Origin of the sequence: Acidovorax sp. A79, from assembly GCF_041154505.1 — a bacterium.
Taxonomy (GTDB): domain Bacteria; phylum Pseudomonadota; class Gammaproteobacteria; order Burkholderiales; family Burkholderiaceae_C; genus Acidovorax.
The window spans coordinates 2,705,466-2,725,615 of the sequence record NZ_AP028672.1 but is presented as its reverse complement, the minus strand read 5'-3'; the positions used below and the strand labels follow the sequence as shown (position 1 = coordinate 2,725,615).

The window sequence follows — 20,150 nt, the reverse complement described above, 5'->3', positions numbered from 1 at the left end:
ACCAGGGAATCGCCCCCTTACGCCAGGTGCGCCAGCAGATGGCGCCAGAAGTTCAGGCGCGCCTCCAGGGTCGAGACGAGGATGTGTTCCTGCAGCGTGTGGGCGCCGTCGCCGTCGGCACCCAGCCCGTCGAGTGTGGGCACCCCCAGGGCCGAGGTGAAGTTGGCGTCGCTGCCGCCGCCGGTCATGGGCGCATCTTCGAGCGCGAAGCCCGCATGCCGGGCCGACGCCTTGGCGCGGTCCAGCAGGGCCACCACGGCCTCGCTCTTGACCATGGGCGGGCGGTTCACCTCGACCTCGATGTCGAGTTCCATGTCCGCGCCCACCGGGCGCAGCGCCTGCATCTTGTGCACCAGCTCGTCGGCGGCCTGCAGGTCGGGGAGGCGAAAGTCCACCACGCAGCGGCACTGCGCCGGCACCGTGTTGGTGGCGGTGCCACCTTCGACGGTGCCCACGCTCACCGTCACGCCGCGCGCGTAGTCGGTCATGGCCTCCAGCGCCAGGATCTGGTGCGCCATTTCGCGGATCGCGCTGCGGCCTTTTTCATGCGCCACGCCCGCATGGGCCGCATGGCCCTTCACGCCCAGGCGCAGCATGCCCGTGCCCTTGCGCGCGGTCACGCATCTGCCGCCATTGGCACGGGCAGGCTCGCAGACCAGGGCGTAGCGGGCATTGTGCGCAAAACGCTCGATGTGCACACGCGAAGCGTGGCTGCCGGTTTCTTCGTCGGGCACGACCACGAAGTCGATCGGCATCGCGCTGGCGCCGGCGGCCGCCAGGTCGCGCAGGGCCGTCATGGCCAGGTAGATGCCTGCCTTCATGTCGTAGCCGCCGGGGCCGTAGAAGCGGTCGCCCTCGATGCGGCAGGGGTTGTCGCTCAAGGTGCCCACCGGGTGCACGGTGTCCGAGTGGCCCAGGACCAGCAGCCCGGGGCGCGTGTCGCCGGCTGCGCGGTTGGTCACGTGCAGCAGCGGCCCCACGCGCTCGCCCAGTGGCGTCACGGTGGCCTGCAGTCCGCCTTCCAGGGCATAGCGGGCCATGTCGGCCACCATGGCCGCCACGCCCGCGGGCGAGCTGGTGGGTGACTCGCACTGCATCCAGGCGGTGATGCCGTCAATGAGCGTCTGTGTCGTGGCGGAGGTGGTCATGGCGGTGCAAGGTGGGACAGGGTGGTTCGGGGGCTCCGCCTGCTTCCCGCAGGACGGAGGGCTGAGGCCGAGGAGGTGCAGGCGGCGGGCGTCAGGCCGTGTGCTCGCCGGCCAGCCGGGCCAGTTGTGCAGCGTCGGGGAGGTGGCCGTGGAACCAGAGGTGCGCGCAGACGGCCGACATGGCCTTGCCATCGTGGCCAATGCCCGCCACGGTGTGCAGCTGCCAAGCCAGCGGCAGGCCGCGGCGCGCGGCCTCGGCCCGGGCGGTGGCGTAGTAGTTCAACGCGCGGGCATAGCGGTGCGGGCCCTGGCGCAGTGCCGCCGGTTCGGACGGCAAGTGCACGTCGGCCGTGGCGATGTCCTGGTCGCCCGCCAGGATGGTCAACGGGTAGGCGAACAGGCGCGCCAGGCTGCCGGTGTCCGCGGGGGTGCCGGCCAGGCCTTCGGGGAACGGCAGCTCCAGCAGCGGCAGCGTGTACCAGCCGGGGTTGCCCGCGGCCACACCGGCAAAGGTGCCGGGCGTGAGCACGCTCATCAGCCGGTGCACGAACTGCCCGCCGGCGGAGTGGCCGAACAGGTACAGCGGCTGCGTGGTCAACACGCCCGATGCCTTGAGCTCATCGACCAGCCGCGTCACGACGGTGTACGACCAGTCCCCGGGTGGGTTCGCCGGAGCCGTGTCGGCGTGGGCTTCGCGGTCGGCGGTGGCCAGCAGGTTGCCGTTGTTGTAGCTCACCACGTCGGGCCACTGCGCGTTCGAGAACGTGGGCGCGATGATGACCAGGCCATGCTCGTCGGCGGCGGGCATCCAGAAGTCGCGGTAGTCGTCGCCGTTGCGCATCACGCCGTGCTGCACCAGCACGATGGGGCTGTGGTCCGTGGCATGTGCGGGCCGGTAGGTGTTCAGCGTGATGGAGCGGCCACCGGGCAGGGGGCTGTTGCTGTAGTCCACCGCGTGGCGGCCCACCCGCTGCACGGCGTCGCGCAGGGATTGCAGATGAAGTTCGTTGGGCATAGGCAAGAAATGGGGCAGGGCAGCAGGCGGGGCGGCATTGCCGTTGTCAGGCCGCTGCGGTGTTCAGGTGGCAGGCCGACCAATGGCCGGGGGCGATGGCTTCGAGCGCCGGTGCTTCCTCGCGGCAGCGGGCCATGGCGTGCGGGCAGCGCGGGTGGAAGGTGCAGCCCGGTGGCGGTTTCAGTGGCGAGGGAATCTCTCCCTGGATCGGCACGAACACGCGCTTGCGCCGCTCCAGGTTCGGCACCTCGGCCATCAGCGCCTGGGTGTATGGATGGTTGGCGCGCGCAAAAATCTCGGCCGTGGTCGAGATCTCGACGATCTTGCCCAGGTACATGATGGCCACGCGGTCCGAGATGTGGCGCACCACACCGAGGTCATGGCTGATGAACAGGGAGGTCAGGCCGTGCTGGGCACGCAGGTCCATGAACAGGTTGATCACCTGCGCCTGGATCGACACGTCCAGCGCCGCGACCGGCTCATCGCAGACCAGGAAGCGGGGCGACACCATCAGCGCCCGGGCAATGCCCACGCGCTGGCGCTGCCCGCCCGAGAGCTGGTGCGGCAGGCGGGTGCGGTACTCGGCGGCCAGGCCCACTTCGGCCAGCGCCCTGTCGACGCGTGCCGGTATTTCGCCGGCGGGCGCGAGTTTGTGCACGTGCAGCGCCTCGCCCAGGATCTGGTGCAGCCGCTGGCGCGGATTGAGCGAGGCCTGGGGGTCCTGAAACACCATCTGCACGCCCAGTGTGTAGGCCAGTCTGGCGGCCCGGTCCAGGCCGTCCACGGCGGCGCCCTGGTACAGCAGTTCGCCTTCGGTCTGGCGGTGCAGGCCGGCGACGATGCGGCCAAGCGTGGACTTGCCGCAGCCGGACTCCCCCACGAGGCCCAGCACCTCGCCCTGCGCAATCGCCAGGCTCACGCCGTTGACGGCATGCACGGTGCGCGGCTCGGGCTTCTTGCCGGCCAGCTCGAACACGCGCCCGATCAGGTCCTGCCTTTTGGCAAAGCGCTTGTACACATTGCGCAATTCGATGACGGGAGGTGGTGCGGTGTGGCTCATGCGGCAGGGTCCAGGGCAACGAGGGGGGCAAAGCAGCGGTAGGTACGCCCATTCACCGTGGTGTTCTCCGGTTCGCCCGTGGCGCATTGCGCCAGGGCGTGCGCGCAGCGCGGCGCAAAGGCGCAGCCGGCGGGGCGGTTGCCCAGCATCGGCGCCATGCCGCTGATCTGCCGCAGGCGTCCGCCGGGCAGGGCGGCGCCGGGCAGCGAATCGAGCAGGCCGCGGGTGTACGGGTGCACCGGGGCATCCAGCACCTCATCCACCGGGCCGGACTCGACGATCTTGCCCGCGTACATCACCGCGACCTTGTCGGCCAGCTCGGCGATCACGCCGAGGTCGTGGGTGATCCAGATGAGCGCCGTGCCGTGCGTGCGGCAGATCTCCTGCATGCGGTACAGGATCTGGCCCTGAATCGTCACATCGAGCGCCGTGGTGGGCTCGTCGCAGATGATCAGCTCGGGCTTGTTGAGCATGGCGATGGCGATCGCCACGCGCTGGCGCATGCCGCCCGAGAACTCGTGCGGGTAGTTGCGCAGGCGCGAAGCCGGGGCGGGGATGCCCACCATCTCCAGCGCCTCCACGCAGCGCTGGAGCGCCTGGGTGCGCGGCACGCTGGCATGGGTCTGGATGGCCTCGAGCATCTGCTCCTCGATGCGCAGCACCGGGTTCAAGGTCATCAGAGGGTCCTGGAAGATCATCGCGATGCGGTCGCCGCGCAGCTGGCGCATCTGCTCCTCGCTCAGGTCGCGCAGGTTCCGGCCCTTGAACAGCACCTCGCCGGCGATCACCTCGCCGGGAGGGTCGATCAGGCCGAAGATGGAAAAGCCGGTGACCGACTTGCCCGAGCCGGATTCGCCGACCAGGCCCAGGATCTCGCCAGGCCCGATGGACAGGTCGATCCCGCTGACGGCGGGCCAGGCGCCTTCCTCGGTGTGAAAAACGGTGTGCAGGCCACGCACTGCAAGCAAAGGGGTTGTCATGGGCTTCTCGGGTCCAGCGCGGCGCGCAGGCGGTCGGCGATCACGTTGATCGCCAGGATGAGGGCCAGCAGGGCCAGGCCGGGGAACATGCTGATCCAGTAGTCGCCAGACAGCAGGTACTGGAAGCCGTTCGCGATGAGCAGGCCCAGCGATGGCTCGGTGATGGGCACGCCCACGCCCAGGAACGACAGCGTGGCTTCCAGCACGATGGCGTTGGCGATCTGGATGGTGGCGAACACCATCACCGGGCCCAGGCAGTTGGGCAGCAGGTGGCGCAGCATGATGCGCCAGGCTGGAAAGCCCAGGTTCTGTGCCGCCTCGATGTATTCCTTGCGGCGCTCCTGCAGCGCGCGGCTGCGCATGATGCGCGCGTAGTGCGCCCACTGCACCATCACGATGGCGATCACGACCTTGTCCACGCCGCGCCCCAGCATCGCCAGCAGCACCAGCGCCACCAGGATGGTCGGAAAGCCCAGGATGAAGTCCACGATGCGCATCAGCACGGTGTCGACCAGGCCGCCCACGTAGGCCGCGAGCAGGCCGATCAGGCTGCCGATCACGGTGGCCAGCGCCACCGCGGCCAGGCCCACGGTCAGGCTGATGCGCAGGCCATACAGGATGGCGCTGAGCATGTCTCGGCCCTGGCTGTCGGTGCCCAGCCAGTAGTGGAAGCCGTCCATGCTGGCCGAGCCCGGCGGCAGGCGCCCGTCCATCAGGTCCAGGGCGGCCAGGTCATAGGGGTTCTGCGGCGCCAGGAACGGCGCCAGCATCACCACCAGCAGCAGCACGACCAGCGAAATCGCCGAGCCCCTGAGGGACGGGCGGCTGCGCAATTGCTTGAGGATGGCCCGGCGGCGCGGCGTTTCCGTCAACGGGGCGTGGGGAGTGGGGGGGGATTCTGGAGTTTGCATAAATCGCTTGTGCCCGCTTTCCTATTCGGACTCTTGCAGCTGCACGCGCGGGTCCAGCGCCGCATACAGCATGTCCACCAGCATGTTGATCATCACGAAGATGAAGGTCACCAGCATCACGTACGCCACGACCACGGGGCGGTCGAGCTGGTAGATGCTGTCGATCAGCAGCTTGCCCATGCCGGGCCAGGCAAACACGGTCTCGGTGATGGTGGAGTAGGCGATGAGCGAGCCAAACTCCATGCCGATCACCGTGACCACCGGGATCAGGATGTTGCGCAGGATGTGGCGCGTGAGGATGCGGCGCGGCTTCAGGCCCTTGGCGCGGGCGAATTTCACGTACTCCTGTGTCTTGGCGTCCACCACGCCCGTCGCCGTCAGGCGCAGCACCAGCGCGATATTGGCCAGCGCCAGGTTCACGGCCGGCAGCATCACATGCGACCAGCCATCCGCCGTCAGCAACGACAGCGGCACGCCGAACACCGCCACCGTGTCACCACGCCCCGCGGCGGGCAGCCACTGCAGCCACACGGCGAAACACAGGATCAGCACCATGCCCTGCCAGAAGTTGGGCAGCGAAAAACCCAGCACCGAGCCCGCCATCAGCCCCCGCCCCGTGGGCTTGTCATTCTTGAGGCCGGCGACCAGGCCCAGCGGAATGCCGACCACGATGGTCAGCGTGATCGCCACCAGCACCAGCTCCAGCGTGGCCGGAATGCGCTGCACGATCAGTTCGATGGCCGGAATCCCGTGCACGAACGAGGTGCCCAGGTCGCCCTTGAGCGCGCGAAACAGGAAGCTCGTGTACTGCTGCCAGATGGGCAGGTCGAGGCCCAGGCGCTTGATCATCGCCAGGCGGTCGGCCTCGCTGGCCTCGGCGTTGACCAGCAGTTCGATGGGGTCGCCCACGGCATACACCGCAAAGAACACCACCAGCGACACCGCCAGGAGGACAAGAAGGCTCTGCATGAACCTTCGCAGGATGAAGACGAGCACTCAGGCACCCCCTTGCGAAATGGATGGAAGCCGCGCCACGGTGGCGTTGCAAAGGCCAAGGCGTGGGGGCCTGGACATGGCGGGCCTGCGACAACGCGGCGTGGCAAATAAAAATACGGAGTGCGCAAGCGCACCCCGTATCCGTCCACTGGCCGGCAGTGGCTTACTTGGCCTTGACCGAGGTGGCCAGCGTGTACTGGTCGCGGCGGCCTTCGTAGCTCAGGCCCTTCTTGAAGGCCCAGATGCTGCTCTCGAAGTGCAGCGGGATCAGCGCCACGTTGTCCAGGGCGAACTTGGTGGCGGCTTCCAGGCCGGCCTTGCGCTTGGCGGGGTCCACCGTGTCGGCGGCCGGCAGGTACAGCTTGTCGAACTCGGGGTTGTAGTTGGCGCCGTAGTTGCTGGTGCCCTGGCCCTTGGGCGCATCCAGCGATGCCACCCACAGCTGGAACAGCGCCGACGCCTCGCCCGTTTCCGCGGGCCAGCCGCCCATGGGCAGGCTGAATTCGCGCTTGGCACGCTTGGGGAAGTAGATCGACGCGGTCATCGCATCCACGTTGGTCTTGATGCCGATGCGCGTGAAGTACTGCGCCACCGACTGGGCCACCTGGGCGTCGTTCACGTAGCGGTCGTTGGTGGATGACAGCGTCAGCTCGAAACCGTTGGGGTAACCGGCTTCGGCCAGCAGCTTCTTGGCGCCTTCGGGATCGAACTTGATCTCGGGGGCCTGGGGCAGCGCGCCGAACATGCCGTCGGGCATGTACTGGTAGGCGGGCGTGGCCATGCCGTCCATAATGCGCTGCACGATGGCCTTGCGGTCGATGGCCATGTTCATGGCCCGGCGCACGCGCACATCCTGCAGCGGGTTCTTGCCGTCGGCGGCCTTCACCAGGGGGCTGGGGTTGCGGCCGATGTCGGGCTGCAGGAACACGAGGCGCGTCGATGGCGTCGCGACGAAGTCGAACTTGGCGTTGTCCTTCACACGCGTCAGGTCGCGCGCGGCGGGGTTCTCGATCACGTCGTAGTCACCCGACAGCAGGCCCGTCAGGCGCGGGCCGGCGCTGGGCACCGGCACCATCTTCACCGTCTTCCAGTGGGGCTTCTCGCCCCAGTAGGCTTCGTTGCGCTCCAGCTGGATGCCGGTGCCCTTGACGTAGGACTTCATCAGGAACGGGCCGGTGCCGATGGCGGTCTTGCCGGTATTGAAATCGGTCACGGTCGGCCAGGCGCCGGTCACGCCGCAGCCCGTCTTGGGTGCGAACGCGAGCTTGCCGCCCTGGGCAATACCGCTCCACAGAATCGGCAATGAACGCGCCATTTCGGCGGGCAGCAGCGGCAGCGGCGCCACGGTCTTGATGATCACGGTCAGGTCATCGGGCGTCTTCACGTCGGTGATGCGCTTGGTGGTGTCGGTGTACGACTCCGAGACGTTGGTCTCGTTGTGCAGCGTGCGGCAGATGGTGAACAGCACGTCCTTGGACGTGAACGGCTGGCCGTTCGAGAACTTGACGCCGGGGCGCAGCTTGAACTCCCAGGTCAGGTCGTCCAGGTTCTTCCACGACGTGGCCAGCGAAGGGATCAGCTCCATCTTGGCGTTGCGCGCCACCAGCGAGTCATAGACATGGGCCGAAAAAGCATCGTTGGCCGTCATCTTGTGATAGTGCGGATCGGCCGCGGTCGGTTCGGCCGCCAGCGCGATGGTGAGCGACTGCGCCTGCGCAACCCCTGCCCCACCTACCGACACCACCACGCCGCTCGCCACGGCCAGCACGGTCTTTCGAAAACCCATGTTCATTTCAGCTTCCTTGTTTCATCTACAACCGGGGGATACACGCAGCGAAGTCGAAAGGCAGCCGCCGCACGGCGCCGCTGCCGCAGCGCGCCGGGACTGCGGTTGGCCGTGGCACGGCAGCGCAGCGGCTTCGCATTCGCTATGCATGCATATTATCTGGTCAAAGAACCGGAGCCACTAGGGTATTCCGCATGGACCGGATTCTCCGGGAGGCGGCGCCCACTGCCCTTCATGCCGCGCTGTGGTGGCCACAGCGCCTTTCACACCACGACCGACGCCCCCGTCGCATAGAACTGCCCGCCCGCCACGTAGTGCAGCGTGCGCAGCGCCTGAGGTGCGGTGTCGAACTCCCAGTGCCCGTTGCGGAACACGCGCTCGTCCGCCCAGGCGGCCACCACTTCGCCGATGAAGAGGTCGTAGGCTTGCTGGTTGTGCGGCTCGGGGATGGCGCGGCACAGCAGCCAGGCGGCGCAGCCGTGCACCAGCGGGGTATTGGCGTGGCCGGGGGCGTGGAACAGCTCCACGCCGTGCTGCCGCAGTTTGTCGGGGTGGGTCTTGGCGCTGTCGGTGCCAATGGCCACGGTCATCGCCGCCATGGGCACGGTGGGCAGCTGCAGCGCGAAGGCGCCGCTGGCCTCCGCCAGTTCGCGCGTGCGTGTGGCCTTGTCGAGCACCACCGTCACCTTGGGCGGGGAAAAGTCCAGCGCGCAGGCCCAGGCGGCCGCCATCACGTTGCGCTGGCCGGCGTGCGCGGCCGACACCAGCACGGTGGGGCCGTGGTTGAGCAGGCGGTAGGCCTTGTCGAGGGGGACGGGGGTGAAGTGGGTGGTGGGTGGCATGGTGGGAGGGTGAATGCTCTCTAATTGATAGCTGATGGCGGTGATTGAATGTGCGCTCCAGGGCATTTTGGCTTGAAAAATGCCAGGCTGCAGCGTGTTCGCCGGCAGTGGTGCCCCCGCGCGCCGTGCAGGCCACTCACTCCACGCAGGCGCTGCCCGCGCCACGGTCTGCTGGGCGACAGCGCGCGGGTGCGCAGCCGGTAACATCCCTTCGCCCATCAACCGCCCCATCGGGGCCCAGCGGAGACAAAAAAGTATGTTCAGTCATGTGATGGTCGGTGTGAACGACCTGGAGGTATCCCGAAAGTTCTACGACGCGCTGCTCGGCACCATCGGTGTGCCCCCTGGCGTCGCCAACAAGAACCGCTACTTCTACCGGGGCCCCTCCGGCACCTTCTGCATCAGCACCCCCATCAATGGCGAGGCCGCCACCTTTGCCAACGGCGGCACCATCGGCTTTGCCATGCAGTCGCCCGAGCAGGCCGATGCGTTCCATGCGGCGGGTGTCGCCCACGGGGGCACCACCTGCGAAGACCCGCCCGGCTACCGCGAAGGCCCCGGCGGCAAGCTGTACCTGGCGTACCTGCGCGACCCGGACGGCAACAAGCTCTGCGCGCTGCACCGCCCCCCAAAGGCGTAGTCAACGGACTGGGCGGCAGGCGCGGCGCTTGTGGCGCTGCAGCCAGCGTGTGGCCCCCTGCACGCCACGGCATGCGGCGGCGGCCATGGCGGCGCTGGCCGCCAGCATGGCCAGGGTGTGAACGCCCAGTGCGGCCAGCGCCAGCAGCAGGGGGGTGGATGCGGCACCGCCCCCTGCCGCGCCACCGCCCAGGCACAGCGGCGCCAGCGCGGGCACCAGCATCAGCCCCGCGCCGTGGGCGGTGGCCGTCCCAAAGGACCACAGGGCCAGGCCCGCGTGCCCGGCAGGCCTGCGGATGCAGGGCGGCGCGGTATGCCCACGCAGGTGGGCCAGCACCACCACCGCGCACAATCCGCCCGCCACCGCCAGCAGCACGGGCCGGGCCAGCGGCAGGCCCCACACCGCCGTGGTGGCCACCAGCGCCACCGAGGCCAGGTGCCCGGTGGCCAGGGGCAGCACGGCGCGCAGCGGGATGCCGTGGTCGTGCGTCCGCAGGCCCCAGGCCGCCGCCAGTCCCCAGCCCGTGGCAGGGTTCATCCCGTGCAGGGCGCCCAGCGCGGCGGTGGCGAGCCAGGGCCAGAGGGTGTCCATGGCCGTGGGGCGGTGTTCAGCCCCGTGCGGAGCAGCACGCGCCCGGTGCAGGGTGGGCCTGGCTTGCCTGTGCAGCCGGAGCGGCCGGGGTGCGGGCGGCGTCGGCGGGCGCGTAGCGGTCGTGGTGGCGCACCCAGTCCATGGGGTAGGCCGGGTTGGTTTCGTGGCGCCCCAGCGGCGTCAGGTCCAGCAGCTGGTAGGTGCCCATCATGGCCTCGACGCCGCGCCCGAAGGTCGAGTAGGTGTGGAACACCTCGCCCGCATCGTTGCGCACAAACACGCTGATGCCCGGCGCCTCCTCGGCGGGGAACGGCCGCATGCCGTAGTTGTAGAAGACCTCGCCGTTCCCCCGTGCGCGCTGCTCGGGCGTGAAGCTCACGGCGAAGTCGTGGTTGAAGTCGCTGCCGTGCGACGACACCCAGCGGAACCGCCAGTCCATGCGCTCGCGAAAGCGCTCGATCTCGGCCAGCGGCGCGCGCGAGATGGCAAGCACCGACACGTCGCGGTGCTGCAGGTGCAGCTCCATGCCACCCAGGTGGTCGGCCATGAACGAGCAGCTGGGGCAGCCTTGCTCCCACCCCGGGCCGAACATGAAATGCTGCACCAGCAGCTGGCTGCGGCCGTCGAAAAGGTCGGCCAGGGCGCGCGGGCCCTGGGGCGTGTCGAAGGTGTAGCGCTTGTCCACGCGGGTCCAGGGCAGCGCGCGGCGCTCCTGGGCGATCTCGTCGCGCAGGCGGGTCAGCGCCTTCTCGCGGGCCAGCAGGGTGTGGCGCTGGGCCAGCCATTGGCGGGCGGAGACCACGGGATGTTGTTGTGTGGGGGCGTTCATGGAGGACTCCTCGATGGGGTGGCGGGTGGGGTAGAAGAAGGATGGGCTCGCGGGCGGGCCAGGCGCACCTGCCCCCGGCCTGCGGCCCGCGCGGAAGGCGCGGCGCCGGTGCAGGGCCCGTGGGGTGCACGGCGATGGGCGCGGCGCGCGGCCGCCCCGTTCAGGCGCGGGGCGCCCCGGGCCGGCGCACGGCGCGCACCTTGCCGCTGCTGCCGCCGCCGGCGTAGAACAGGCCGGCCCCGTCGGACTCGAGCCCGCTCACGCCCATGCCCTGCGGCAGGTCCAGCTGCTGCAGCACGGCACCGCTGGCGGGGTCGATGTGGCGCAGCGTGCTTTCGTCGCCCTCCCAGGTGCCGTGCCACAGCTCGCCGTCCACCCAGGTCACGCCGGTCACGAAGCGGTCGGACTCGATGGTGCGGCGGATGGCCCCCGTGGCGGGGTCGATCTGGTGGATCTTGCGGTCGCGGTACTGGCCCACCCACAGGCTGCCTTCGGCCCAGGTCAGGCCCGAGTCGTTGCCGCCGCCCGGCGCGGGGATGGTGGCCAGGACGCGGCCGGTGGAAGGGTCGATCTTGTCGATGCGCGCCTCGGCGATCTGGTAGAGGTGCGTGCCGTCGAAGGCCGTGCCCGCGTCGCACGCCACGTCGAGCGTGCGGGCGGTGGTGCCGCTGGCAGGGTCGAAAGCCACCAGGTGCTCGCCCGTGGCGGCCCACACGCGCTGGCCGTCGTGCGTCACGCCATGGACCGCCCCGGCATCGCCGAACGGTCCGTACTCGCGCACCACCTGGGCGGGCTGGCGCGAGGCGATGGGCATCTGCCGGTGCGGCGGCGGGGTGTCGCCCACCTGGCTGCTGCAGGCTGCGTCGCGGGGGGCTTGTGGGGTGCGGGTGATGGCGGTCATGGCTGGGCTCCTTCAACGGTTGGTGATGCCACTTTAGGGAATCGGCTGCGCCGTGGGGAGTAACAAGATCGTCGTGAATCCGACGAGCGGCGCCGCCAGCCAGCGGCGGGCGCGGGCCTGGCCGATGGCGCGCACCTGGCCGCCGGCCTCCAGCTCGGCCAGCGCGCGCTGCACGGTGCGCTGGCTGTCGCCCAGCGCGAGCGCCAGGGCCGATGTGGACCACGCGGCGCCGTCGGACAGCAGCGCCAGCAGCGCGCCCTGCGCGCCATCGACCGGCGGCGCGAGCACGGCCACCCCGCGGCCCCCCTGGGGGCGCAGCACGAAGCCGCGTGCGGTGGCCTCCACGCCCGCCAGCGGTGCCATCAGCGCGCGCAGGCGCCCCATTTCCACGCGGAGGCGGGCGCGGTGGGTCTCGTCGGGGTGGCGCGTGCGGAACACGTCGGCGATCAGCGTATCGCGGTCCGCGTCGCCCGGCCACGCCTGGGCCAGCGCGCGCACGAGTGCAAACAGCACCGGCCGGCGCGCCAGCGGGTGCCACGCGCCGCCCGCCTGCACGCCGTGGCGGCAGGCGTCCACCACCAGTGTGTCGCCCGCTGCGCGCAGCGCCGCCACGTCCCGCAGCTGCAGCAGGTGCTCGGTGCCCGGCCCCAGGCGGCGGGCCGCGGGCTGCTGGAGCAGCGTGCGGGCGTGGGCCACCTCGGCCACCAGGGCGGGCACCCCGGCGTGGCCGGCCGCCTCGGCGGCCCGCTGCAGCGCGGCGTCTGCGGCGTCGATGTGCAAGGTGCGCAGGGCCAGCTCTGCGGCCGTGAGCGCGGCCACGGCGGCCAGCGGCGCGGGCAGCTGGGCCGGCATGCCCGCCGCCTGGACGGCTGCGAGTGCGGCGGAGGCCTGCGCCAGCCGCCCCAGCAGAATCAGCCTGCGGGCCGCCACCAGCCGGGCCTGCAGGGCGTTGATCGCGTCGCCATGGGCCTGCAGCGTGTCGGCCGCCGCCAGCAGTGCCTGGCCCTGGCCGCCCAGGTCGCGCAGGGCCAGCGCCACCTCGGCCTCGGCCACCGCGCAGCGCGCGCGGGCCCGGGCCTCGTGGGCGCCAAACGCGCGGCCCGCCTGCCGCAGCAGGTCGCGCGCGCGGGCCAGCTCACCCAGCTGGGCCATGGCGATGCCGCGCAGAGCCAGCGCGGGCGGGTCGTCGCGCAGCGCCACGCGCTTGAGCGCGCCCAGCGGGTCCCCGGCGGCCAGCGCGCGTGCGGCGGCGGTGATCAGCGAATCCATGGCGACAGCCTACACGCAGCCGTGCGCCAGGGCCGTGCGCGGCCGGGTGGGGGATACTCGCCCGCTTCACACCCCCGGCCGCCGCGGGGGGCCCCCCACGGCCTAGACACAAGGACCCCCATTGAAATCCGCCAGCGCCACCACCTTCGATGAGGCCTACTACCAGCGCTACTACTTCGACAAGAAGACCAGCGTGGTGGACCCGGACCATGTCGAGCGCCTGGGCACGTTCGTGTGCAGCTACCTCAAGTACCTGCGCGTGCCGGTGCAGCGTGTGCTGGACGTGGGCTGCGGCATCGGGCTGTGGAAGGACATCGTGGCGCGGCATTTCCCGCTGGCCACCTACCAGGGCGTGGAGTTCAGCGCCTACCTGTGCGAGCGCTTCGGATGGCAGCAGGGCTCGGTGGTGGACTATGCGGCCGGCGAGCCGTTCGACCTCGTCATCTGCCAGGGCGTGCTGCCCTACCTGAGCCCGCCGGACCTGAAGGCCGCGCTGCACAACCTGGGGCGCCTGAGCCGCGGCGCGCTGTACGTGGAGGCCGTCTCGCGCGAGGACTACGAGCGCGACATCATCGACGAGGACCTGACCGATCCGCGCCTGTTCCGCCACCGGGCCGAGCTGTACCGGCGCGGCCTGCAGGAGGGCGCGATCGAACTGGGCGGCGGCATGTGGCTGAGCCGCCAGGCCCAGGTGCCGCTGTTTGCCCTGGAACAGGCGGGCGGGCAGTGACGCATTCCCCCGCGAACCCCGCCGCGCCGCACGCGGTGGCGCGCCTGCGTGCCGAGCGCCTGGCGCGCAGCGCCAAGCCCTTCCTGGCCCGGGGCGGCCCCAGGGGCGAGCGCTGCGCGGGCTGCCGCCTGGTGCCCAGCCACTGCATCTGCGCGCTGCGGCCCGTGCTGCCCACGCGCGCGGGCATGTGCCTGCTGATGGCCGACATCGAACCGCTCAAGCCCAGCAACACGGGCTGGCTGATCGCCGACGTGGTGCCCGACACGTTTGCCTTTGGCTGGGCCCGCACCGAGGTGCACCCCGGCCTGCTGGCGCTGCTGTCCGACCCGCAGTGGCAGCCGTATGTGGTGTTCCCTGGCGAGTTCGTGGCGCCCGGGCGCGTGGTCACGCAGGTGGCCATGCCAGAAGGCAAGCGCCCGCTGTTCGTGCTGCTCGACGCCACCTGGCCCGAGGCCCGCAAGATGTTCCGCAAGAGCCCGTACCTCGACCTCCTGCCCGTGCTTAGCCTGCAGCCCGAGCAGCTCTCGCGCTACCACCTGCGCCGGTCCACCCGCAGGGACCATTTCTGCACGTCCGAGGTCGGCGCCCTGTGCCTGGAGCTGGCGGGCGAGGCACATGCCGCGCAGGCGCTGGAGGCGTACCTGGACGTGTTCACCACCCACTACCTCGAGGCCAAGCACCAGCGGCCCGTGGATGCGGGCGACGCGGTGCACCAGCGGCTGGCCGCGCTTCGCGCCCGGGACGCGGGGGCGCTGTAGCCGCGCATCGCGTACCACGGGCCTAGCGTGCGGCCGCGTCCGCCGCCATGCGGCCTTGCACGGCCCGCGCGACACCCTCCGGCTCCAAGTACGGGCTGCACGACTGGTACAGCGCAAACTTCTTCTCCGCGGGCGCCCCCACCAGCTCGGCGGACACCTCGGGCGCGGATTGCCTGAGCGCTTCCAGGTGGAAGCCGCCCTCCCCGGGGTGCAGCTCCACGGCGGCCGCGATCATCGCCGCCGCCGCTGCGCGCGTGCCTTCCTGCCGGGGTTTCGCCACGCCGAGCGACAGCCCGTTGAACACATGGCCGCAGCGGATGAGGTCCAGGGCCACCGCCTTGCGGGCGCCTGCCTGCGCGGGCGTGCCTTTGCTGCCGTGCATGCCGTCCAGGTAGGCCTCCACGTCCAGGGGCGGGTGGCCGGGCGCGCACGCCCCCTGGTACCTGCCGGCAAAGGCCTTCTTCGTCATCATCATCTGCGGGCCCGCGGAAGCCGCCATGCTGCTGTCGATGACGAGCTGGTCGCCGTCGGCGTGCACCGTGAACCGGTAGTGGTGCGGGGCGCTGGCGCCCAGGGCCGGGCCCGTGCAGCTGGCCGCCCAGGTTTCGTGGCCGGGCATCGGCCGGGCGGACTCGCTGAGCGTGCAGTCCACGCCGCGCTGCTGCAGGGCGATCTTCCAGGCGGCGGCCGTGAGGCGGGCCATGTGCTCCGAGGTCACGCACACCACCGCCGGGCCGCCGAGCGCATCGGCGTACGCGCCCGGGCGGAACCCGGCCGCCGCCGCCGGCTGCGCGGCCCCGGCGCACCCACAGGCCAGCAGGCACCCGAGCAAGACGGCGCGCAGGGCAGGGGCTGGGGGCGCAATGGCGAAGGGCATGGGGAAGGTCTCCGGGGAGCTGGGCGCGGCGGGGAAGGGATGGTGTGCCCACGGGGGCGGGCAGCCGCCGGATTGTCGTTCAGCACGTGGCGCCCGCCGCGCCCGCTCCCACCCGCCAAGGCCGCGCACCGGCCATGCGGCGACAATGGTCCGCTTACCCTCTAGCGCACAGGCCCGATGAAAGCACCCCCCAGACTCCAGTCCCTCATCGAGGAAGGCCTGATCGACACCGTGGTCCGGCAGCTCATGAGCGGCAAGGAGGCCATGGTCTACGTGGTGCGTTGCGGGGACGACACCCGCTGCGCCAAGATCTACAAAGAGGCCAACAACCGCAGCTTCCGCCAGGCGGTGGACTACACCGAGAACCGCAAGGTCAAGAACTCGCGCTCGGCCCGCGCCATGGCCAAGGGCAGCAAGTTCGGCCGGCAGGAGCAGGAGGCCGCCTGGCAAAGCGCCGAGGTCGATGCGCTGTACCGCCTGGCCGCCGCGGGCGTGCGCGTGCCGCAGCCCTACAACTTTCACGACGGCGTGCTGCTGATGGAGCTGGTGACCGACGCCCACGGCGACGCCGCGCCGCGCCTGAACGACGTGAGCTTCACGCCCGAGGACGCGCGCACCCACCACGCCACGCTGGTGGCCGAGGTGGTGCGCATGCTGTGCGCGGGTGTGGTGCATGGCGACCTGTCGGAGTTCAACATCCTGCTGGCGCACCTGCCCGGCGCTGATGGCGAAGGCGGCGAAGGCGGCCACGATGGCCCCGTCATCATCGACCTGCCCCAGGCGGTGGACGCCGCCGGCAACAACCATGCCCAGCGCATGCTGCTGCGCGACGTGGCCAACCTGCGCGACTTCTTCGGCCAGTTCGCGCCCGAGCTGCGCAGCACCCAGTACGGCCCCGAGATCTGGAGCCTGTTCCAGAGCGGCCTGCTCGACAACGCCACGCCGCTCACGGGCCGCTACGCGCCGGACCATGCCGACGTGGACATGCAGGCGGTGCTGCGCGAGATCGACGATGCGCGGGCCGAGGACGCGGCGCGCAGGCTGCGCATGGCCGCGGGCTGAGGCGTCCTTTCAGCGGCGGCCGTGCCCGCCAGCGCCCGCCGGAGCGGCAAACGCGCGGCTCAGGTAGCGCGACCCGCGAAGCCCGAAGCGCCACGGCACATCGACCGCCTTGGAAATGCCGATGCGCGGGCCGGCCACCACGCCGACGGGGTGGTGGCCGGGGGCGCCGGCCGCATCGGGCTCCAGCAGCGCGAATGGCGGCAGGTGCAGCGGCCGTCCGTTGAAGCTGGCATCGATGCCCAGCGCCTGGGCCAGGCGCCCGGGGCCCGCGCACAGCAGATGCACGTCCTCCAGCCCGCGCCGCGCCTGCATGGTGCCGATGCCGTGGGTGGGCTCCAGCGCGCGCAGCAGCACGCCGGCGCCGTGCCCGGCCTCGCGGCACACGGTGTTGATGCACCAGTGCAGGCCGTACGAGCGGTACACGTACGCGCAGCCCGGCGGCCCGAACATGGCGGCGTTGCGCGCGGTGGGCCCGCCAAAGGTGTGCGATGCCGGGTCCGACTGGTCGTAGGCCTCGGTCTCCACGATGCGGCCGCCCACGCCGTCCACGAGCAGCGTCACGCCGATCAGGCGCCGCGCCACCTCGTGCGCGGGGGCCGCGAAATCGATGGCGGCCCGCACGAGCGGCGGGCCGGGCGGGGGTGTTGCGGGCAGGTGCAGGGCGGGCGAAGGGGCGCGGGGCATGCGGGCAATGCTATCGGGGCGCCGGGGAGGGCGTCGCGGTGGGTGATCCCGGTCTTCCGTGCGCCACGGCCTACGTCCCCGCAGCCCGAGGCAGCGCCGGTGCGTCCCGTCGGGCCGCAGCGCCCCCGGCGTGCGGCACAATCGCGCGCTTTTCCTGCCTCTGCCCCCCGTGCGCGGCCACCCCGCGTGCCGCCCGCCGTCCTGTCCGCCTTCACGCCCATGCCCCTGCCCGAGATCCTCATCCGCGACTTTCGCCCCGGCGATGAAGCCCTGCTGCACGCCGTCTTCCACGCGTCGGTGCACGGCCTGGCCGCGAGGCACTACACCCCCGGGCAGCTCGCGGCCTGGGCACCTCCGCAGCACGACGCCGCGCAGTGGGCCGCCCGCATGCGGGCCAACCAGCCCTTCGTCGCCCAGGCCGCGGACGGCAACGCCATCGCGGGGTTTGCCGACCTGCAGCCCACGGGGTACATCGACCAGTTCTTCGTCGCGCCCGACTGGGCCGGCCAGGGCGTGGCCCGCGCGCTCATGGCGCACATCCACGCGCAGGCGGCGCGGCGCGGCATCGCGCGGCTGCATGCCGATGTGAGCCTGGCCGCCGAGTCCTTCTTCGCCGCCAGTGGCTTCGAGGTCCTGGCACGCCAGCACGCCGAGCGGCAGGGCGTGGTGCTGCGCAATGCGCGCATGGCCAAGCTGCTGGGGCCGCATTAAGCTCTTGTTTTGATAGCTTGCTGTGCCGGTCCATCCGGCGCCGGCGCGCTGCCGAGCCTGTGGCGGGGAGTGGTTCGGGCGCCGTGTTTCGCCCGGGCGTGCGCGGGTGGCTTACAGTAGCCGCCCCGCAGCATGCAATCCCACCCCGACACCACGGCCCCCAAGGCTGCCCCCCCATGACCAAAGACCTGGCGCGACAGAACGAACTCAAACCCATGGCGCTGTGCGAGCCCTGCCAGGGCATCCAGCGCAACTGGCGCAAGGCGCCGGGCCATGCCGAACTGGTGCAGCGGGGCAATCGCAAGGAAGACCGCGACCACGGCTCCGTCACCATCACCCGCTACGTGTGCGACCGCTGCGGAACCGCGTGGGAGTACGAGAACGACAAGACCAACCAGCAGGCCGGCTGGTCGGTGGTGGGGCGCTAGGCGCGCAGGGTGGCCCGTTCCCCGCGCGCCGTCGCCCGCTCCGGGGCGCCCCTGGCCGCCAGCACCATGGCCAGCAGCACGCAGGCCAGGCCCGCCCATTGCCAAGGGCGCACGGACTCGCCGAGCAGCAGCACCGACAGCACCAGGGCCGACACGGGTAGCCACACCGTGGCCAGCGAGGCGCGCACGCCGCTGGTGCGCGCGCTGCCGGCGTACCACAGCAGAAAGCCGCCCACCGTGGGCACCCACGCGTAGTACAGCACGCCCGCCAGCGCGGGCGCGCCGAAGGCCAAGGGGGTGGCGGCGCGCCACGCCAGCCAGGCGGCGGGCAGGGCCGACAGCAGCAGGCCGCCCGCCGACATGAGGGTGGACAGCGCCAGCGCGGGCACCGGCCGCGCCAGGCGCTTGTGGGCCAGGATGAAGACCGCCTCGCAGGCCACGGCGGCCAGCACCAGCGCGATGCCTGCCAGCCGCGCGGGGCTGGCCCCGCCGCCGCCGGGCGAGAAAGCCACGGCCATCACGCCCAGCGTGGCCAGCCCGATGGCCAGCACCAGGCGCAGCGCGGGCCGCTCGCCCAGCACCACGGCCGAGAGCAGCGCGGCCGCGGCAGGCAGCGTGCCCGCCACGATGCCCGCGTCCGATGCGCTCGACAGCGTGACGCCCAGGATGAGCAGCACCGAGTACCCCACGCTCCCCGCGGCCGCCTGCACCGTGAGCAGCACCGCGTCGCGCCGGCCCACGCGCGGCAGCCGCTGGCCGCGCCAGCGCATCAGCGCAAAGAACACGGGCAGCGCCAGCGCGTGCCGCAGCACGGTGGCGAGAAAAGGTTCGATGTCCTGGCCGATGACCTTGCTGGCCACCACCGTGCTGCCCACGAGCACCATCGCCAGGCTGCACAGCAGCTGGCCCTTGAGTGAATCTGACATGACCGGAAACCCTGCCGAAGTGGTGAATCAGCGGCCAGTCTGCGGCGTCTGGCGCGGCGCGTCTTGAACGTTATTGCGCCGCCGGGCCGCGCCGGGCCTTCTGCCACGCGCCCGGCGTGAAGCCGAACTGCCGCGTGAACATGCGCGTCATGTGGCTCTGGTCGGCGAAGCCGCTGGCCGCCGCCGCATCGGCCAGGCCCACGCCCTGGCCGATCAGGTGGCGGCTGCGCTCGGCGCGCTGCTGCAGCAGCCAGGCGTGCGGCGGCAGCCCGTAGGTGCCGGCGAAACGCCGCAGCAGCTGGTAGCGGCTGAGCCCGGCGAAGGCGGCCATCTGCGCGAGCGTGGGGGGCGCCAGGGGCGCGTCGGCCAGCCAGTCGCGCACCTGCCCGAGCGCGGGCGCGGCGTGGGCGGTGCGCGGGGCAGTTGCCGGGGGCGTGCTGGCGTGGCGCTGCAGCAGCAGGGCGCAGGTCTGGGCCAGCGACTCCTCGCAGGCCAGGCGGTCCACGGCGCCGGCCATCGCTGCGGTGGGCGGCGCTGGCGGCTGCACCACATTCCACAGGGCGATGCGCGCGACCAGGGTGTGGAGCGCGCGGGCCAGGGCGGCGTCCTGGATCACGGGGCGCGTGAGCGCGATGCCGGCCTGCCCTGCCACGGCGCCCTCGTCGTCGGCCAGGGCCTGCAGCACCGCCGGTTCGATGTACACCATGCGCCAGCGGCGCGATGCGCTGCCCAGCGGCTGCCCGTCGTGCACCTCGCCCGGGTTGGTGGTGATGAGGTCGCCCGCATAGGCATCCACCGGCCCGCGCCCGCTGGCCGAGCTTTGCGCGCCGTCGTCCAGCAGGCCCAGCCCGTAGACTGCGTGCCAGTGCTTGCCGTAGCGGCGGGAACTTTCGGCGCGTGTGCAGTACACACCTTGCCAGGGCGAGGCAAAAACCTGGCAATGGTGCACGGGCGGGGGCGTCATGGCGCCGATTATTGCGGGCCCGCGCCGCCCGGGGCCGATCCC

At 71.4% G+C, this 20,150-nt stretch carries 22 protein-coding genes; 6 read left to right on the top strand and 16 right to left on the bottom strand.

The annotated features are described in order from the left end of the window. Nucleotides 1-17 precede the first annotated feature (17 nt). The 8 genes from ACAM51_RS12525 to ACAM51_RS12490 form a co-directional block, all read right to left on the bottom strand. The gene (locus ACAM51_RS12525; protein ID WP_369643698.1) at nt 18-1,148 is read right to left on the bottom strand and encodes a M20 family metallopeptidase; all 1,131 of its coding nucleotides are present in this window, start codon (nt 1,146-1,148) and stop codon (nt 18-20) included. A gap of 91 nt (nt 1,149-1,239) precedes the next feature. Continuing rightward, nucleotides 1,240-2,163, bottom strand: a complete 924-nt coding sequence (locus ACAM51_RS12520) for an alpha/beta hydrolase (RefSeq protein ID WP_218339470.1) — start codon at nt 2,161-2,163, stop codon at nt 1,240-1,242. Between the two features lie 46 nt (nt 2,164-2,209). After that, a complete protein-coding gene (locus tag ACAM51_RS12515) occupies nt 2,210-3,223 on the bottom strand; it encodes an ABC transporter ATP-binding protein (RefSeq protein ID WP_369643697.1) in 1,014 nt (337 codons plus the stop codon). Continuing rightward, complete coding sequence (locus ACAM51_RS12510) at nt 3,220-4,203, bottom strand: ABC transporter ATP-binding protein (RefSeq protein WP_218339472.1); 984 nt, start codon at nt 4,201-4,203, stop codon at nt 3,220-3,222. The genes ACAM51_RS12515 and ACAM51_RS12510 overlap by 4 nt, the downstream gene beginning before the upstream one ends. Then, nucleotides 4,200-5,114 carry an ABC transporter permease gene (locus tag ACAM51_RS12505; protein ID WP_218297197.1) on the bottom strand — a complete coding sequence of 305 codons (915 nt, stop codon included), beginning with the start codon at nt 5,112-5,114 and terminating at the stop codon, nt 4,200-4,202. The genes ACAM51_RS12510 and ACAM51_RS12505 overlap by 4 nt, the downstream gene beginning before the upstream one ends. Nucleotides 5,115-5,135: 21 nt before the next feature. Next, nucleotides 5,136-6,110, bottom strand: a complete 975-nt coding sequence (locus ACAM51_RS12500; protein WP_218339473.1) for an ABC transporter permease — start codon at nt 6,108-6,110, stop codon at nt 5,136-5,138. A 163-nt stretch (nt 6,111-6,273) separates the two neighbouring features. Further along, entirely contained in the window at nt 6,274-7,896 is a 1,623-nt protein-coding gene (locus ACAM51_RS12495) for an ABC transporter substrate-binding protein (protein WP_369643811.1), read from the bottom strand. A 263-nt stretch (nt 7,897-8,159) separates the two neighbouring features. Further along, nucleotides 8,160-8,738 (bottom strand): flavin reductase family protein, encoded by a 579-nt coding sequence (locus tag ACAM51_RS12490; protein ID WP_369643696.1) that lies wholly within the window; start codon nt 8,736-8,738, stop codon nt 8,160-8,162. A gap of 256 nt (nt 8,739-8,994) precedes the next feature. Between ACAM51_RS12490 and ACAM51_RS12485 the strand changes: the two genes are divergently transcribed. Next, nucleotides 8,995-9,378 carry a VOC family protein gene (locus ACAM51_RS12485; RefSeq protein WP_218297200.1) on the top strand — a complete coding sequence of 128 codons (384 nt, stop codon included), beginning with the start codon at nt 8,995-8,997 and terminating at the stop codon, nt 9,376-9,378. On the opposite strand, the gene ACAM51_RS12480 is transcribed toward ACAM51_RS12485, so the two are convergent. The 4 genes from ACAM51_RS12480 to ACAM51_RS12465 all read right to left on the bottom strand — a co-directional run bounded on the left by ACAM51_RS12480 (nt 9,379) and on the right by ACAM51_RS12465 (nt 12,968). Next, the gene (locus tag ACAM51_RS12480) at nt 9,379-9,969 is read right to left on the bottom strand and encodes a hypothetical protein (protein ID WP_369643695.1); all 591 of its coding nucleotides are present in this window, start codon (nt 9,967-9,969) and stop codon (nt 9,379-9,381) included. Between the two features lie 16 nt (nt 9,970-9,985). Next, nucleotides 9,986-10,798, bottom strand: a complete 813-nt coding sequence (locus ACAM51_RS12475) for a DUF899 domain-containing protein (RefSeq protein WP_369643694.1) — start codon at nt 10,796-10,798, stop codon at nt 9,986-9,988. 160 nt (nt 10,799-10,958) lie between these two features. After that, the gene (locus ACAM51_RS12470) at nt 10,959-11,612 is read right to left on the bottom strand and encodes a PQQ-binding-like beta-propeller repeat protein (protein ID WP_218339512.1); all 654 of its coding nucleotides are present in this window, start codon (nt 11,610-11,612) and stop codon (nt 10,959-10,961) included. Nucleotides 11,613-11,732: 120 nt separating this feature from the next. Beyond that, nucleotides 11,733-12,968 (bottom strand): helix-turn-helix domain-containing protein, encoded by a 1,236-nt coding sequence (locus tag ACAM51_RS12465; RefSeq protein WP_369643693.1) that lies wholly within the window; start codon nt 12,966-12,968, stop codon nt 11,733-11,735. Between the two features lie 121 nt (nt 12,969-13,089). Here ACAM51_RS12465 and ACAM51_RS12460 point away from each other — a divergent pair, with 121 nt between their 5' ends. Together ACAM51_RS12460 and ACAM51_RS12455 are read left to right on the top strand one after the other, a co-directional pair. Beyond that, nucleotides 13,090-13,698: a trans-aconitate 2-methyltransferase gene (locus ACAM51_RS12460; RefSeq protein WP_369643692.1), complete on the top strand. Its 609-nt coding sequence runs from the start codon at nt 13,090-13,092 to the stop codon at nt 13,696-13,698. Then, the gene (locus ACAM51_RS12455; RefSeq protein WP_218298087.1) at nt 13,695-14,456 is read left to right on the top strand and encodes a tRNA-uridine aminocarboxypropyltransferase; all 762 of its coding nucleotides are present in this window, start codon (nt 13,695-13,697) and stop codon (nt 14,454-14,456) included. Before ACAM51_RS12460 ends, ACAM51_RS12455 begins: the two co-directional genes overlap by 4 nt. A 22-nt stretch (nt 14,457-14,478) precedes the next feature. Here ACAM51_RS12455 and ACAM51_RS12450 read toward each other — a convergent pair whose 3' ends face one another. Further along, on the bottom strand, nt 14,479-15,333 hold the full coding sequence (locus tag ACAM51_RS12450; RefSeq protein WP_369643691.1) for a DUF3617 domain-containing protein: 855 nt from the start codon (nt 15,331-15,333) through the stop codon (nt 14,479-14,481). A 177-nt stretch (nt 15,334-15,510) separates the two neighbouring features. On the opposite strand from ACAM51_RS12450, the gene ACAM51_RS12445 reads away from it, so the two are divergent. Then, the gene (locus tag ACAM51_RS12445) at nt 15,511-16,395 is read left to right on the top strand and encodes a PA4780 family RIO1-like protein kinase (RefSeq protein WP_218298085.1); all 885 of its coding nucleotides are present in this window, start codon (nt 15,511-15,513) and stop codon (nt 16,393-16,395) included. A gap of 9 nt (nt 16,396-16,404) precedes the next feature. On the opposite strand, the gene ACAM51_RS12440 is transcribed toward ACAM51_RS12445, so the two are convergent. Next, on the bottom strand, nt 16,405-17,079 hold the full coding sequence (locus tag ACAM51_RS12440; protein WP_369643690.1) for a DNA-3-methyladenine glycosylase: 675 nt from the start codon (nt 17,077-17,079) through the stop codon (nt 16,405-16,407). Nucleotides 17,080-17,298: 219 nt separating this feature from the next. Here ACAM51_RS12440 and ACAM51_RS12435 point away from each other — a divergent pair, with 219 nt between their 5' ends. After that, entirely contained in the window at nt 17,299-17,790 is a 492-nt protein-coding gene (locus ACAM51_RS12435) for a GNAT family N-acetyltransferase (RefSeq protein ID WP_218298095.1), read from the top strand. A gap of 176 nt (nt 17,791-17,966) precedes the next feature. Further along, complete coding sequence (locus tag ACAM51_RS12430; protein WP_218298083.1) at nt 17,967-18,218, top strand: hypothetical protein; 252 nt, start codon at nt 17,967-17,969, stop codon at nt 18,216-18,218. Here the strand turns inward: ACAM51_RS12430 and ACAM51_RS12425 are convergent. Next, nucleotides 18,215-19,144 (bottom strand): DMT family transporter, encoded by a 930-nt coding sequence (locus ACAM51_RS12425; RefSeq protein ID WP_369643689.1) that lies wholly within the window; start codon nt 19,142-19,144, stop codon nt 18,215-18,217. The two genes, ACAM51_RS12430 and ACAM51_RS12425, sit on opposite strands and share 4 nt — an antisense overlap. Nucleotides 19,145-19,214: 70 nt before the next feature. After that, on the bottom strand, nt 19,215-20,108 hold the full coding sequence (locus ACAM51_RS12420) for a helix-turn-helix domain-containing protein (protein ID WP_369643688.1): 894 nt from the start codon (nt 20,106-20,108) through the stop codon (nt 19,215-19,217). Between the last annotated feature and the right edge of the window lie 42 nt (nt 20,109-20,150).